Annotated in this window: 12 protein-coding genes; 6 read left to right on the forward strand and 6 right to left on the reverse strand. The window is 60.1% G+C overall.

The features are described 5' to 3' along the window. Positions 1-3 precede the first annotated feature (3 nt). From KDL09_RS08435 to KDL09_RS08445, 3 genes are read left to right on the forward strand one after another with little or no spacing between them, the layout of a single operon-like run. A complete protein-coding gene (locus KDL09_RS08435) occupies positions 4-2283 on the forward strand; it encodes an aminotransferase class III-fold pyridoxal phosphate-dependent enzyme (RefSeq protein WP_294383878.1) in 2280 nt (759 codons plus the stop codon). Between the two features lie 8 nt (positions 2284-2291). Further along, positions 2292-3266 (forward strand): amidohydrolase family protein, encoded by a 975-nt coding sequence (locus KDL09_RS08440; RefSeq protein ID WP_294383880.1) that lies wholly within the window; start codon positions 2292-2294, stop codon positions 3264-3266. Then, entirely contained in the window at positions 3247-3996 is a 750-nt protein-coding gene (locus KDL09_RS08445) for an SDR family oxidoreductase (RefSeq protein WP_294383882.1), read from the forward strand. Before KDL09_RS08440 ends, KDL09_RS08445 begins: the two co-directional genes overlap by 20 nt. On the opposite strand, the gene KDL09_RS08450 is transcribed toward KDL09_RS08445, so the two are convergent. Then, positions 3953-5452, reverse strand: coding sequence for a sodium/solute symporter (locus KDL09_RS08450; RefSeq protein ID WP_294383886.1), 1500 nt, complete (start codon positions 5450-5452; stop codon positions 3953-3955). The genes KDL09_RS08445 and KDL09_RS08450 overlap by 44 nt on opposite strands. 112 nt (positions 5453-5564) lie before the next feature. Here KDL09_RS08450 and KDL09_RS08455 point away from each other — a divergent pair, with 112 nt between their 5' ends. From KDL09_RS08455 to KDL09_RS08465, 3 genes are read left to right on the forward strand one after another with little or no spacing between them, the layout of a single operon-like run. Then, positions 5565-6080, forward strand: coding sequence for a hypothetical protein (locus KDL09_RS08455; protein WP_294383888.1), 516 nt, complete (start codon positions 5565-5567; stop codon positions 6078-6080). Beyond that, on the forward strand, positions 6077-6631 hold the full coding sequence (locus KDL09_RS08460; RefSeq protein WP_294383889.1) for a hypothetical protein: 555 nt from the start codon (positions 6077-6079) through the stop codon (positions 6629-6631). The genes KDL09_RS08455 and KDL09_RS08460 overlap by 4 nt, the downstream gene beginning before the upstream one ends. Further along, a complete protein-coding gene (locus tag KDL09_RS08465; protein WP_294383891.1) occupies positions 6588-7565 on the forward strand; it encodes a kelch repeat-containing protein in 978 nt (325 codons plus the stop codon). Before KDL09_RS08460 ends, KDL09_RS08465 begins: the two co-directional genes overlap by 44 nt. Here KDL09_RS08465 and KDL09_RS08470 read toward each other — a convergent pair whose 3' ends face one another. From KDL09_RS08470 to KDL09_RS08490, 5 genes are all read right to left on the reverse strand, one after another. Then, positions 7566-8342 carry an SDR family oxidoreductase gene (locus KDL09_RS08470; RefSeq protein WP_294383893.1) on the reverse strand — a complete coding sequence of 259 codons (777 nt, stop codon included), beginning with the start codon at positions 8340-8342 and terminating at the stop codon, positions 7566-7568. 6 nt (positions 8343-8348) lie between these two features. After that, positions 8349-9158, reverse strand: coding sequence for an aldolase/citrate lyase family protein (locus KDL09_RS08475; RefSeq protein ID WP_294383896.1), 810 nt, complete (start codon positions 9156-9158; stop codon positions 8349-8351). Then, complete coding sequence (locus KDL09_RS08480; protein WP_294383899.1) at positions 9155-10117, reverse strand: Gfo/Idh/MocA family oxidoreductase; 963 nt, start codon at positions 10115-10117, stop codon at positions 9155-9157. Before KDL09_RS08480 ends, KDL09_RS08475 begins: the two co-directional genes overlap by 4 nt. Further along, complete coding sequence (locus KDL09_RS08485; RefSeq protein WP_294383902.1) at positions 10114-11103, reverse strand: Gfo/Idh/MocA family oxidoreductase; 990 nt, start codon at positions 11101-11103, stop codon at positions 10114-10116. The genes KDL09_RS08480 and KDL09_RS08485 overlap by 4 nt, the downstream gene beginning before the upstream one ends. Positions 11104-11179: 76 nt before the next feature. Continuing rightward, positions 11180-13894: a DUF1592 domain-containing protein gene (locus KDL09_RS08490; protein ID WP_294383905.1), complete on the reverse strand. Its 2715-nt coding sequence runs from the start codon at positions 13892-13894 to the stop codon at positions 11180-11182. Positions 13895-13909 lie beyond the last annotated feature (15 nt).

Raw genomic sequence — 13909 nt, forward strand, 5'->3', positions numbered from 1 at the left:
ACCATGTCTCTGAAGCTTGTCACCGAACTCAACGACACCGACCGGAAGCTGCTGCATCGCGCATTGGACGGTTTTGTGCCGCAGAAGGTCTTCGATGCGCACACACACCTGTTTCACAGCCGCCATTTTGCGGAAGGCAAGCGCCCGGTGTTTCTCGATGAGGATCGCGGCTACGGCATGGCGGACTTTCAGGCGGCGATGAAGCTGTGGATGCCAGGTCGCAAGGTGGAAGGATTGTTCTTTGGCTATCCGAGTGCGGGCAATGATCGAGTTGGTGAAAACGCGTGGGTGAAGTCGCAGATCAATACGAGGACAAACTCGCGGGCGCTGGTGCTCGCGGCTCCGACGGATGATCAGGATGAGGTGCGTCGACTGATGAGCACGGGTGTGTTCGTGGGCATCAAGCCGTATCGCCTGTATGCCGATGTGCCGGACACGAAGGAGGCGGAAATCGAGTCCTTCGCGCCTGAATGGATGTGGGAGATCTGCCACGATCACGATGGCATCATGGTGCTGCACATCATGCTCGCCGATGGCATCACCGACCCGCGGAACATCGAGGCCATCAACCGTCTCTGCCGCAAATACCCGCGCTGCCAGCTCATCCTCGCGCACATTGCCCGCAGCTTTAACTACCGCCACGCCCGCGAAGGCCTGCATCACCTCATCGACCTCGACAACGTCGTCGTGGACACTTCCGCCGTGACGCAGGCTGGGGCGTTTCGAGCCGCAATCGAGATTCTCGGGCCGAAACGCGTGCTTTGGGGCAGCGATTACATGGTCAGCGAGCTTCGCGGCTCCTGCATCACGCAAGGAGATGGCTTCACCTGGATTCATCCTGACCTCGGCACCGACAAACTGACCATCTTCGGCCAATACACGACCGTCGGCATCGAATCGCTCCTCTGCCTCCGCGAAGCCTGCGAAGACACTGGCATGACGCAGGGTGACCTCGAGGATATCTTCCGCGAGAACGCGCTGCGGCTGTTGAAGCCAAAAACCGAGCTTTCAGGACCCAAGTTATGGGAAGAAGCCAAAACGAAGATTTCCTGCGGCACTGGGTTGCTTTCAAAACGAGCGCATCTCTTCGATCCGCAAAACTGGCCGTCCTACTTCAGTCGCGCCAAAGGCTCCAGCATCTGGGACCTCGATGGTAAAAGCTACACAGACTTCACCGGCGGCGTCGGAGCCATTTTGCTCGGTCATGCCGATGACGAGGTGAACGCGGCCGTGAAGCGTCGCGTGAATCTCGGCAGCTATGCCACGCTCGCCTTGCCGGATGAGGTGAAGCTCGCCGATGAGCTACTCGATCTGCATCCTTGGGCTGGGAAAGTGCGCTACGCCCGCGGCGGTGGTGAAGCACTCGGCCTCGCGGTGCGCATCGCTCGTGCAGCCACCGGAAAAAGCGGTATCGCCTTCTGCGGTTATCATGGATGGAGCGATTGGTATCTGGCCGCGAACCTCGGCGATGATGCCGCGCTCGACGGTCACTTGCTGCCAGGCCTGCAACCGCTCGGCGTGCCACGTGAGCTGGCGGGCACGGCGATGCCGTTCCGCTACAACGATCCCGCGTCCTTCCAGGCCGCGTTGGAGAAGCTCGAAGGCAAGCTGGCGGCCGTGGTGATGGAGCCGATGCGCAGCGAGTTCCCGCGTGATGGATTCCTGCAAAATGTGATCAATGCCTGCCATGCCTCCGGAGCCGTGTTTGTGCTCGATGAAGTCACCAGCGGATGGCGTTTCGGCTTTCCCGGCGCCGCACCAGTGCTCGGCATCGAGCCAGACATCGCCGTGTATGCGAAGGCGATGAGCAACGGCTATCCCGCCGGAGCCATCGTGGGCAAAAACGAGGTCATGGATGCCTCCAACAACAGCTTCATCTCCAGCAGCTACTGGACCGATGGCGTCGGCACCGCGGCCTCGTTGGCTTGCATCGGCAAAATGAGACGTGAAGGCGTGCAAAAGCACGTGTGGAGCCTTGGCGAGCGATTGCAGGCTAGTTTGCGTGAAGTAGCGGCGCGGCATCCTTCGCTCGGTTTGAAGGTCGGCGGTATGCCCTGCGCGCCTTCGCTGGTGTTTGCCAATCCGGCGGCGAAACCGCTCATGATCCGACACATGCTCCAGCGCGGCTATTTGATGTCGAGCCAGCTCTATGTGACATGGTGCCACGATGATGAAAAAGTCGCAGGCATGCTTTCGGCAATGGATGAATCGCTCACCATCGTCGCCCAGACACCGCTCGAAGCGGCTCAAGGACCGCAACAAGGCTTTGCACGACTCGTTTGATTCTCATCATGCTCATTGACTGCCACAATCACCTCGGCGCCGACCTGCTGTTTTACCTGCACGGCGATTTCCCCTATTCGCAGCAGCTTGTGCAGATGCAGCATGAGGGTGGAGCGCTCGGCATCACACACTGGATTGCGTTTCCCTTCGTCAGCTATGCGGCGATGGACGTGACAAAGTTCCGCAGCGGCGGGATCGGCTTCGGTCAGGGCGGCCTCGAGACGGTGCCGTATGCTTTTGAAAACAAACGCCTGCTCGACGAGTGCCAGAAGCTCTTTCCGGAGGAGGGGAAACGCATCCTGCCCTTCGTCATGGTCGATCCGATGCGAAACACGGACGAGCAGGCGAAGGAACTGGTGAAGCTGCGCGGCGAATACCGCTTCCACGGCATCAAGATTCAGAGCACCATCATTCAGTCAGACATCAAACGGCTCGCGCATGAGGGCAAAGTCTTCCTCGACCTCGCCCGCGAGTGGGACGTGCCTTTCATCATCCACAGCAGCGTCGCCAAAGACGATCTCTGGGCCCAGGCACACGACATCATCGACATCGCCGAGGCAAATCCGGACATCCGCTTCTGCGCCGCGCATTCTTGCCGCTACGACAAGGAATGCCTCGACCGCATCCAGGCGCTGCCAAATGCGTGGTTCGACAACTCGGCACACTGCATCCACTGCGTGGGCGCCGTGGATAATCTGCCCTACATCGCGCCGCGCGACCGCCGCTTTGACAGCGACTATTCCGATCCCGGCCGCGTGACCGCCGATCTCGCCGCCGCCTATCCGGACAAGTTCATCTGGGGCAGTGATTCACCTTTCTACAGCTACGCCGCCGAAATCAGCGGCAAGGTGGTGAAGCTCATCAGCACCTACGAGGCGGAGATAAAAGCTCTCCGCGCCGCCGGAGACGAAGCCGTCCAGCGCATCACCTGCACGAACACCCTGAAATACCTCAAACTCGCCGATGAAAGCATTCTCTCTTGATGGCCACGCTTCGCTCGTGACCGGCTCCTCGCAAGGCATCGGCCTGGCAATCGGACGTGGCCTGCAGGAGGCCGGATCCAGGGTCGTGTTCCACGGACTCCAGGATGCTGTGGAAGGTCTGGCTTCGTATGTGAAGGCGGATTTGATGCAGGATGATGGTCCGCAGAAGCTTGTCGATTCGGCCTTTGCTCTTGAGCCCGGGATCGACACGCTGGTTTGCAACGCGGGCAGTTTCTTTGATGTGCATCCGCTGGAGATGACGCGGGAGCGATGGGACAAGACCATGCAGCTCAATGTGGCCTCGGCCTTTTTCACCGCACAGGCCTTTGCGAAGTGTCTCGTGGCTGAAAAGCGCGGTGGCAGCATCGTGATCACGTCTTCGACGAATGGCTTTCAGGGGGAGATGGACTCCTGTGCCTATGACGCGAGCAAGGGAGCGCTTGTGATGCTGACGAAGTCACTCGCGGTGTCGCTCGCCGATCACGGCATTCGTGTGAATGGCGTGGCGCCCGGTTTGATCAAGACGCCACTGACGGCGCAGTGGATGGAGTCGCGTGATCGCTCGGTGCTGGATCATTACGAAAAGAAGATCCTGCTGCGTCGTGTCGGAGCGCCGGAGGATGTCGCGGGCGCGGTGACGTTTCTGTGTTCAACGGCTGCAAGTTACATCACCGGCGAGATCATCGTCATTGATGGCGGCCTGACGACAGGTCAGATCGGCCGGATGTGAAAATGCCGACCACCATCGTGATGATTGTGCCGAAAAGGCTTAACCAGATGAATGAGACGATCTGTGCAGGCTTTTCGGCGGTGAAGAAGCCGTTTTGATAGAGATAGACGCCGAGCAGTGAGAGGAATCCAGAGAGGCAGCCGAGCAATGCGCCGCGAGTGGTGGCGCGTTCAGTGAACATGCCGAGGAAGAACAGGCCAAGCAGCGGGCCGCCGATGAGACCGATGACTGTGTTCACCGATTCGACGAGATTTCCAGGCATCACTGAAACCGCAAAGGCCAGCGCCATGACGAGAATGCCGTAGCCGACGGTGATGAGACGTGCGTTGGCAACCTGCTGGGCATCGGCACCCGCGGGGGCCTTGGAGAGGCGCTGTTTGAAATCGACGACCGTGGCCGAGCAGAGTGAATTGAGTCCGGCGGAGATGGTGGACATGCTGGCGGCGTAGATGGCGGCGATCAGAAGGCCTGGCAGGCCGGCTGGAAGTTGCGTGACGACGAAGTAGGGGAGAATCTGGTCCTCTTTGGCGATCAAGCCAGCGGCGAGCGGGTCGCCATGCGTTTTGTAGAAAGCGTAGAGCACGAGACCTGTGCCATAAAACAGCACGAGCACAGGCAGGACGAACCAGAGTTTGATCCACAAGGAACGCTGCGCCTCCTTCAGGCTGCCTGCGGTGAGGTAGCGCTGCACGGAGACCTGATCGGTGGCCATTTGCACGAGGTGCAGGAAAGCACCTGCAAGCAGCAGGGACCAGATATTGACGCGCTCGGCGATGCTGAAGGAAAAACTGAGGTCCATGCGGCCGTCCGTCACCGCCGTGTCCCAGACGCCCCCGAGGCCTCCGGGAATCTTCCCCAGCGCCACCATGACGATCAGGAGCTGGCCTCCGAAGAGGACCATGAACTGCATCACGTCCGTCCAGATCACCGCCCGCATGCCGCCAAGGGCGGTGTAGAGCGTGGTGAGCGTGCCCGAGGCAATAATGGTGATCCACAGAGGAATGCCGGTGACTTTTTCGAGCGCGAGTGCAGGCGCGTAAGTCGCAGCCGCCAGCCAGAGGGCTACGCGAAAAATGAAGAGCCCGGAGGCAAGCAGACGGACGGGCAGCGCGAATCGCTCTTCGAGAAACTGATAAGCGGTGTAGAAGCGCGACTGATAAAACTTTGGCAGCATCCAGATCGCGGTGAACGGCGTGGCGATGAAGAATGCCAGCACGACGTAGGCAAAACCGAATCCGTTTTTGTACACGTCTGCGGGTCCGGCGAGGTAGCTGATGCCGGAGAACAGGGCTGCCAGGATCGACACGGCGACGAGGATGCTGTTCATGCCACGCCCTGCGAGGAAATAGTCGCCCAAGGACTTCGACCCCCGTGCGGAGAGAAGGCCCACACTGACCGAAGCGGCGAGGTAAACGCCGAAGATGGTGTAGTCGAGCCAGGAGAACGTCGCTGTCATGAATTGAGGTTAAACGTCGCGAGGGGGCGGTGCTTCCTGGTTTGTTTGCCGAACCAGGAGGAATGAGGTGGATGAAGGAAAGTTTGCTGTCAGCAGTGGCGACTATCAGATCATGCCAGTCGCTGCCAATACCGAGTCACCGCTGCCATATGCCGACACGAAGCGGGTGGGGCATGCGGACTTCTATTTCGCGGTTAATGCGACGTTTCGTTTCATCATAGAGCGTTTTGGTTACGCGAAGCTGGTGGACTATTGGCGGGACTTGGGCGGTGGCTATTACAAGCCGGTGGGCGATCGCTGGCGTTCGCGAGGGCTGACTGGAGTTGCGGAATATTGGCGTGCTTTCTTTGCGGCGGAGCCGGGCGCGGATATAGGGGTAGTCGATTCAGAGGATGAAGTGAGGCTCGAAGTGAAGACCTGTCCAGCCATCCGGCATCTGCGTGAGCACGGACGCGAGATCGTGCCGGTTTTTTGTCAGCAGTGCTATTTTGTGAACGAAGCCATTGCCGAACCTGCCGGGATGATGGTTCGGGTTTGCGGCGGCAACGGGACTTGCACGCAGCGTTTCATGAAAAAAACGGCGGGCGTGCCGCCACAAAACCTGGAGGACATTGCTACCGCGTCATGATCGGCTGTTACGACTTCTGCGGGCATTACGAGTGGACATTCGAGTGGCTGGAACGGCTCGGCGGCCATGAACTGGTCAAAGCTTACTGGGACGGGGCGATTCATCGCGATTCGCAGATCCACGCTTCGAAGCTGATACGCGAGAAGGGATTTGAGGGCATGAAAGAGTACTGGGGGCCGACTCTGGCGGACGAGGGGGCGGTTTATGAGCGAACGGTGACGGACGACGTCTTTCGCATCGACATGCACGAGTGTCCTTCGAAGGGATTTCTGCTGCGCAATGGATTGGAGCAATACAGCGATTACTGCGACCACTGCATGGGCTGGATCGGGCCGCTGATGAAGGACGCGGGTTTTGTCATCGACCACGAGCATAACCATTGTGGTCAGTGCTGGTGGGAAATGCGCCGTAAAAGCGACGCCACGCTAGCCAGCGAGGCCGGACAACTCAGCGGCAAGCATGACGTGCGCCTGCGACCTGATTGGAAATCACCTCACACCGACCACTATGAACGAGCGACTGATCCAGATGACAAAACGGCTGCTTCTTAACTGCGTGCTGCTTTCAACGGCCCACGCTGAGTGGGAGGCGCTGCCATCGTTGCCAGAGCCCAGCGGCGGTTTTCTGTGGGGCACTCAAGGCTCCAAGTTAATCATCGCGGGCGGGACGAACTGGACCGATGGAACCAAGAACTGGTTGAAAGCTGTCCGCGCTTACGATCCGACGATGAAGAACTGGGTAAAAGTAACGGATCTGGCGACATCAGTCGGTTACGGATTGGTCATGCAGCGCAGTGGAGTGTTTGGATTTGTAGGCGGCAGCGATGGCAAGCAAGCATTGGCAGTCGTGAACGAGTTCGACGGGCAGAAGATGGACGCCAAAGCTGTGCCAGTACTGCCGGCTTCACTGGTGCTGGCGGCAGGAGGGATGGTTGGCGACACGATGATTATCTCTGGTGGAACTGACGATGCTGCGAATGTGGCGGGTGTGCGGCGAATGACATGCAGCCTCAAACGCGAAGGTGACCATTGGTCAGTCGCGCATCTAGCAGATTATCCTGGCAAGGGCTTCGCGACAGCAGCTTCGGCGGTCGTGGGAGGCGAACTGTTTGTGTTTGGCGGCCTGAACTGGAATGAGTCATCGCAAGCGGTGGAGAATACCACGGCGGCGTATGCCCTTGATCCGGCCAAGAACACCTGGAGAGCGATCCGGTCCCTGACGACTCCGGTGCGTGGAGTGACGGCGGTCACGCTCGATGATCATCAAATTTACATCGCGGGCGGCTATACGGACGATTTCACCACCGACGCGGTGATCTATGATGTGAAGATAGACAGCTATCGGAAGGCCCTGCCTCTGCCGTATGCGGCCATGGTGGCGTTGGTGAAGCTGGATGGATTTGTCTATTGCCTTGGCGGCGAAGACAAGATGAAGTCGCGAACGGACAAGTTCTTCCGCATTCCGGTGGCGGAGCTTTTGAAGTGATCACTTCGCCGTGTAACCGCCGTCGACGGGCAGGTTCACGCCGGTGATGTAGCGTGAGGCGTCGCTGAGGAGGAAAATGACGGCGCCGCCGAGGTCGGTGTCGTCGGCCATGCGGCCGAGCATCGTGTGATCGCAGTAGCGCTCCAAAAACGGTTCCGGCTGATGATTGAAGAAGCCGCCGGGTGCGAGGCAGTTCACGCGGACGTTCTTAGGACCGTAAAGCGCGGCGTAAAAACGGGTGAGATTCACCATGCCACCTTTGTGGAAGAAGTAATCGGGCGGCATGTCGCCCATGTTGGTGCCGGTGTAGAGTTCGTAGCTCGGGCCGATCATGCCCTGAATGCTTCCAATGTTCACGATGCTGCCGCGTCCGGCCTCGGCCATCGGTTTGCCGAAGTGGCGATGCATGAGCATGACTCCCGTGGCGTTGACGCGCATGGATTCGGCAAACTGCTCCGCGGCACCATTCGCGCCTTTCATCGGGCGCAGCACGGCGTTGTTCACGAGACCATGCAGCGGACCAAATCGCGCATGGACTCGCTCTGCCAGCGCCAAGACCGAAGCTTCATCGCCCTGGTCGAGGGATTCCGCGGTTACCTGGTTTCCTTTGGCGTTCTCTTCATCGGCAACGACTCGCAGCTTGGTCACATCACGGGCTGCGAGGATCAGGTTCGCGCCGGTTTGTGCGAGCATGGCCGCGAGTCCCCGACCATAGAGTCCGGCTCCGCCAGTGAGGAGGATCGTTTTGCCTTGGAGGGAGAAGAGATCGGCGGACATGGCGGGTTACTTGGATTTGTAGATCGAATCGCTGGAACTCGCGGCCGACGTGCCGACGAAGTCGCCGACGAGCTTCTTGAACGCACCGCCGAGTTCAAGCACATCCGCGCCCAGCGTGAACACGCGCGTGCCTTCGGCGATCACTTCGTCCTTTTGGCCGTAGAGCGAGGCGACGGCGGGATATTTGCCATGTTTGAGGGCGGCGGCGGCGACCTTCTTGCGTGCGGCGACGACGTCGGGATGCGTAGCTTGACCGAGTTTGCCGATGCGATGACTGAAATCGCCTGCGCCAAAGAGCAGCATGTCGAAGCCGGGAACGGCGGCGATTTCATCGACGACTTCGAGTGCTTCTGGGCTTTCGATTTGGAGGATGATGAACTTCTCGGTGTTGCAGTGGTGCGCGTAGTCGGCCAGCGGCACCTGGCAGAAGAGGCCGTCCATGTTGCCGGCATCGAGCGCCTTGCTGCCGAGCGGGCGGGTGCGGACCATGTCCACGACGTTGCGCGCTTCATCGGCGCTGGTGACGTGCGGAACCATGATGCCAGTGGCGTCACATTCGAAGGGTTTGATGTATTCGCTGTAGCTGCCTTTGCTGACGCGAACGATGACATCCATGTCGTAAAGCTTCGCGGCACGGACTTGGTGTTCGAGATTGCTCCAGTCGTTCGGCACGTGCTCGTTGCACAACCACACCGCACTGGCGCCTGAGAGTCCGGCGAGCTCGATGATGCGCGGATCGTTCATGTTCAGCTTGAGGACGGTGCTGTTTTGACCGGCGCGAAGTTCGCGGAGGATGCGGGAGGGGCGGAGTTTCATGAGTGAAGTTCAGAAAGGATATCGGCGATGGAGATGGCGGCGCCGTTTTGCTCACGACTGCGACGACCGGCGATGATGACGGCCATGAGTTCGACGGTTTCATCGAAGGGCAGGGGACGAGTGCCGGTTCGGAGCATGTCGATGAAGGCGACAAGCTGGGCGCGGAAGGCTGAGTAGGTGTCGTCAAGGCGGAGCGGGAGCTGGCCTTTGGTGCCGTAGAGGTGAACAGCGCCGAAGCTGCCGTAGGCATCGTGAAGCGCGCCGATGGTGACACGCACGCCGCTGCGATGCGTGAGATGCATGATGTCGCCACCATCGTCGCTGATTGCCTGCACGGTGAGAAAGCCGGGGCCGAGCAGGGGTTCGACGGCTTCGAGGGCGTGGATGCCGTAGCGTTCCCACGTTTTGCAGGTGAAGCTGGTGATCCAGCGCAGGTCGCCAAGCAGTGCGCGTTGCTCGTCGCTCAGACGCATCGCAGGTGCGTAGCGCATGCCGCTGGTGGAGAGAATGGTGGCTCCGGCCTCGTGCCATTGCAGAAACTGGCGCAGATCCGCGATGTTAGTGGCCATGGGCTTGTCCACAAATACGGGCAGGCCGGCATCGATGAAAGGCTGCACGCGGCGGATGTGATCATCGCCGTCGTCCGTCGCGACGATCACGGCATCGACGTGGCCGATGACGTCTTCGGGCCGCGGCACGACGTGCTCGATCAGGCTGGCGGCGGCAACTTTTGGCGCGTCGGCGGGATCGTCGGTCCAGATGTGGGTGACGCGGGCGCCGGGGATGCGCACGTCTTCAACGCGTTGCTTGCCGAGGTAATCCAGAATCGCCGGATAGGGACACGCCGCCATGGCTGCCGGATCGAAGCCGTTGACGATGGCGGACCACGAGTAGGGATGACCGTTGCCCTCGATCATGCCGAGCATCGCGAGACGGAGTTCGTTTCCTGCGGCGGTCATGGGATAGAGATGGGCAGGCCGGTCGAGACGGAGCGCAGGGCGGCGATGTTGAAACGCAGCGTCTGCACGGCTTCGTCAAAGGTGCTCAGCGGCGTCGCTTTGCCTTCCATGCCGTCGATGAAGGCGTTGGCCTGGGCGATGAAGTGATCGTCGCGTTCCAATGGCGGCGTGGTGTGCCAGGTCCAGTCGGCTTCGCCGTGTTGCAGCGTTCCCCATCGACGCGCATGGGATTCGATTTTGATGCTGCCTTTTTCGCAATGGATCTGGAGCGTGTTTTCGTTGGGCGCCTGAAACTGCGTCATGGCATAGCTGACAAGCACGTCGCCATGACGGGCGCTGACGTTGACCGTGTCCTCGACGGTGACGCCTTCGAGTTGTTGATGGGAGGCATCGCAAAACACGCGTGTCACCGGGCCGATGAGCCATTCCATGGCGTTCACAATGTGGGTCAGCGCGTCCTGAATGGCTCCGCCGCCGGTCTCGTGACGGGTGTAGTAGATCTGGCGATAGGCGGGACGGAAGGTGGGGAAATGCTGTCCGGCGACGACGCTTGCGTGGAGAGGTTTTCCCAGGCTGCCTTCCTGCAAGAAGGTGCGCACCTGAGCGACCCAGGGGAAGCAGTGGTAAACGTAAGCGACGGCGTTGAAACGACCGCTGGCGGCCAGAGCAGCACGGGTCTCTTCCACTTCGTCGAACGCGACGGCGAGCGGCTTCTCTATGAAGAGAGCGGCACCGTGAGCCGCGCTTTCACGGGCGATGGCGAGATGCGTGTGGGCGGGGGTGCAAATGACGAGCGCGTCCCAGTGCTTTGCTGCGAGGGCGCTTTTGAGATCTGGAAACGTCGGCACGGAATAGCGTGCACCGACTTCATGAAGCAGGGTGGCATTCGCATCGCAGGCGCTGACCTCGCAGCGGCCCGTCTTCTGGAAACAGCGCAGATGGCGTTCGCCAATGCTGCCGCAGCCGATGATGAGGATGGAATGCATGGCGCGGAGTAAAGGCGGTGCGGATACGTGATCCAAGATGAATCGTCTGGTCTGGTCAAAGAACCATTCACGCGCCTCACTCGGAGGGCTGCTGGCCAACGCGCATCTTCTGGAACGGCACGCTCTCGCAAACGGCGAGGATGATGTCCTGGAAGCGGTTTCCGGATGCGGCGGCGCGTTTCAAGATGGCCTCTACCGCCGGTTTGTCCGAGTATTCGAGTCCGCGACCCAGGGCGTAGGTCATGAGGTTTTCGGCGAGGTTCTTGACGAACTGGCCGCTCATTTCATTGACGAGCAGTGTCCGGAGTTCCGCGAAGTCCTTGAACGATTGTCCGCGCACGAGGCTGCCCGAGGCGTCGATGGGCAGGTTCTTGTCCTTGTCCCGCCAGCGTCCGATGGCGTCGTAGTTTTCAAAGGCGAGTCCCATGGGGTCGAGGAAGGCATGACAGCCGGCGCAGGAGGCGTTGCTGCGATGTTCTTCGAGCTGCTGACGCAGCGTCAGCTTGCCGAAGCTGGCTTTCTTTTCGTCGAGCGGTGCCACCCCACCCGGAGCCGGTGGCGGCGGGGTGCCGAGGATGTTTTCCAGCAGATACTTGCCGCGCTTCACCGGCGAGGTGCGCGTGGGATTGGAGGTGAGCGTCAGGATGCTGCCGTGAGTGAGGATGCCGCCGCGTGTGGTGCCTTTCAGGGACACCCTCTGATACTTGTCGCCCTTCACACCGGAGATGCCGTAAAAGCGGGCGAGCTTGTCATTCACAAAGGTGTAGTCGGCGTTCAGGAACTCGATGACGCTGAGGTTCTCTTTCAGGATGTGCTCGAAGAGCATCTGCGACTCGCGCTTCATCAGGTAACCCATGCCGCCCTTCCAATCGGGGAAACGACGGGTGTCCACGTCCACGATGTCCATGTCACGCAGTTGCAGCCACTGACCGGCGAAGTTGTCGGTGAGGCTTGTGCCACGCCAGTCGGTGATCATGCGCTTCACCTCAGCGGTCAGATTCTTGCGGAGTTCTCCTTTGGCGGCGAGTTGCAGCAGACGGTCATCCGGCGGTGCGGACCAGAGGAAATAGGAGAGGCGAGAGGCGAGGCTGTGTTCATCGATCAAGGCTACGCCGTTCTTCGCATCGCCAACCGGTCGCGGTGTGCCGCGATAGAGGAACGAAGGCGAGACGAGCATGCCGCGCAGCACGTAGCCAAGTGTTTCGAGCGGTTGCAGGCCTTCTTTGGTGCCGAGGCTGGCAAAGGTGTTCCACTTGGTCTTTTCCGCATCGAGCATGGGACGACGGAAGAGGCGCGTGCCGAGTTTTTCGACGAGGGCCGGAAGCGACGTGTTGTCGATGCCCGCAGGCTGATCGAGTGGACCTTCGATAGTGAATTGATGGAGCCAGAAGTTCCGGTCCTGGCGCGTCTTTTCGTCGTAAAAGTCGTTCAGGAACCAGACCTGTAGCTCGTGCTTGCCTGCGGGAAGATCGGCCTCCGTCTTGAACCACTGCGGAGCCTGATCCTTCGCGGTGACGGAGAAAGAGCCGATGTTTTTGCCGGCCATGCGCACGTCGAACTTCGCAGGTTCGTTCCCAGCCTGCTGCGCACCGGCTTTGACGATGAAACGATATTTACCGGGCTTGGAGATCTCGATTGGATGCTTCACGTAGCCGTTGCTGGGCAGCACGATGGCTCCAGTGTCGCGCGACGAGTTTCCTTCGCCGCGTTCGAAATCCTCGCCGCTGAGTTTCATCGCGGGCAGGCCGGCAGGTTTGCCATCGAGCAACCACTGCACGAGACGCGTGCCGCGTGGCGGCAGCAGTCCGAAGGGACCTTCGATGTCGAGGTGATCGAGCACGAGATTGCGGTCGCGCTTCTCGGGATCGGGATTCTGCGGGTCGCTGAAATCGTTCACGAAGCCGACGACGATTTTGTGTTCGCCGCCGCCAAGCTGGAGCTCTTGGCGGATCGTCTGCCACGGTCCTTTGTCACCGCGATAGCGTGCGGTGATGTCGAAGGTGCCAGCGTCCTTACCATCCACCTGCAGCTTGAGCTTCGCCACGTCCGGACCCGCCTGGGTCGCGGAGACGTGGAGTTTCAGGTAGTAGGTGCCGCTGGCGGGTGCGGTGAATTTGGTCGCGGCATCCGCGTTGCTGTGAAACCAGCGCACGCCTTCCCATTCCTTCGTCTCGCCCTTTTGATTCCAAAACTTCTTGGCACCGAGTTCGAGATCGATTCGCTCCAGGGTGGACGTGTCGAGCGCCTTCTCGGCGACGGTATTCGCAGCGCGGATGTATTTCTCCATCAACATGGGTGAGACGGTGAGCACATCGCCGATGTTGTCGTAGCCGTAGCCGGTGTCGTCCGGCGGGAACTCGTTCGCCGGACGCAGATCGACAAGCAGCAAGTCGCGGATCGTGTTGTTGTATTCCGTGCGGTTCAGGCGGCGCAGCGTGGCGTGGCCGGGATCGGCTTTCTCAGGATCAAACCAGAACACGGTATCGTCGATCCACGCCACCAGCTCATCGCGTTCCGGCAGAGAAGGCTTGTCCTTCTTTTGCGGAGGCATCACGTGGGTGACGAGTTGCTGGCGGGTGTGATCCCACAGCACCTTGTCGGCGATCATCTTCGAATACTCGGGATACTCGTCGAGCGCGAAGTCGCCCTTGTCCGAACCGTCGCCGTGGCAGTCGTAGCAGAACTTTTGCAGCAGGGGCAGGATGCGCTTTTGATACGCGTCTTCACCGCGTTCGGCGGCGGAAAGCAGGCAGGGAAGGGCGATGCACGCAAAGGTGAGGCGGCGGAGCATGTGAAGGGGGATTTC

The sequence above is a fragment of the Prosthecobacter sp. genome, from assembly GCF_020439865.1.
In the GTDB taxonomy this organism is placed as follows: domain Bacteria; phylum Verrucomicrobiota; class Verrucomicrobiia; order Verrucomicrobiales; family Verrucomicrobiaceae; genus Prosthecobacter.

Coding starts and splice junctions, on each gene's coding strand:
- KDL09_RS08460 (WP_294383889.1), top strand. CDS start 6,077: ATGATCGGCTGTTACGACTTCTGCGGGCATTACGAGTGGACATTCGAG.
- KDL09_RS08435 (WP_294383878.1), top strand. CDS start 4: ATGTCTCTGAAGCTTGTCACCGAACTCAACGACACCGACCGGAAGCTG.
- KDL09_RS08470 (WP_294383893.1), bottom strand. CDS start 8,342: ATGTCCGCCGATCTCTTCTCCCTCCAAGGCAAAACGATCCTCCTCACT.
- KDL09_RS08445 (WP_294383882.1), top strand. CDS start 3,247: ATGAAAGCATTCTCTCTTGATGGCCACGCTTCGCTCGTGACCGGCTCC.
- KDL09_RS08485 (WP_294383902.1), bottom strand. CDS start 11,103: ATGCATTCCATCCTCATCATCGGCTGCGGCAGCATTGGCGAACGCCAT.
- KDL09_RS08450 (WP_294383886.1), bottom strand. CDS start 5,452: ATGACAGCGACGTTCTCCTGGCTCGACTACACCATCTTCGGCGTTTAC.
- KDL09_RS08440 (WP_294383880.1), top strand. CDS start 2,292: ATGCTCATTGACTGCCACAATCACCTCGGCGCCGACCTGCTGTTTTAC.
- KDL09_RS08455 (WP_294383888.1), top strand. CDS start 5,565: ATGCCAGTCGCTGCCAATACCGAGTCACCGCTGCCATATGCCGACACG.
- KDL09_RS08480 (WP_294383899.1), bottom strand. CDS start 10,117: ATGACCGCCGCAGGAAACGAACTCCGTCTCGCGATGCTCGGCATGATC.
- KDL09_RS08465 (WP_294383891.1), top strand. CDS start 6,588: ATGAACGAGCGACTGATCCAGATGACAAAACGGCTGCTTCTTAACTGC.
- KDL09_RS08490 (WP_294383905.1), bottom strand. CDS start 13,894: ATGCTCCGCCGCCTCACCTTTGCGTGCATCGCCCTTCCCTGCCTGCTT.
- KDL09_RS08475 (WP_294383896.1), bottom strand. CDS start 9,158: ATGAAACTCCGCCCCTCCCGCATCCTCCGCGAACTTCGCGCCGGTCAA.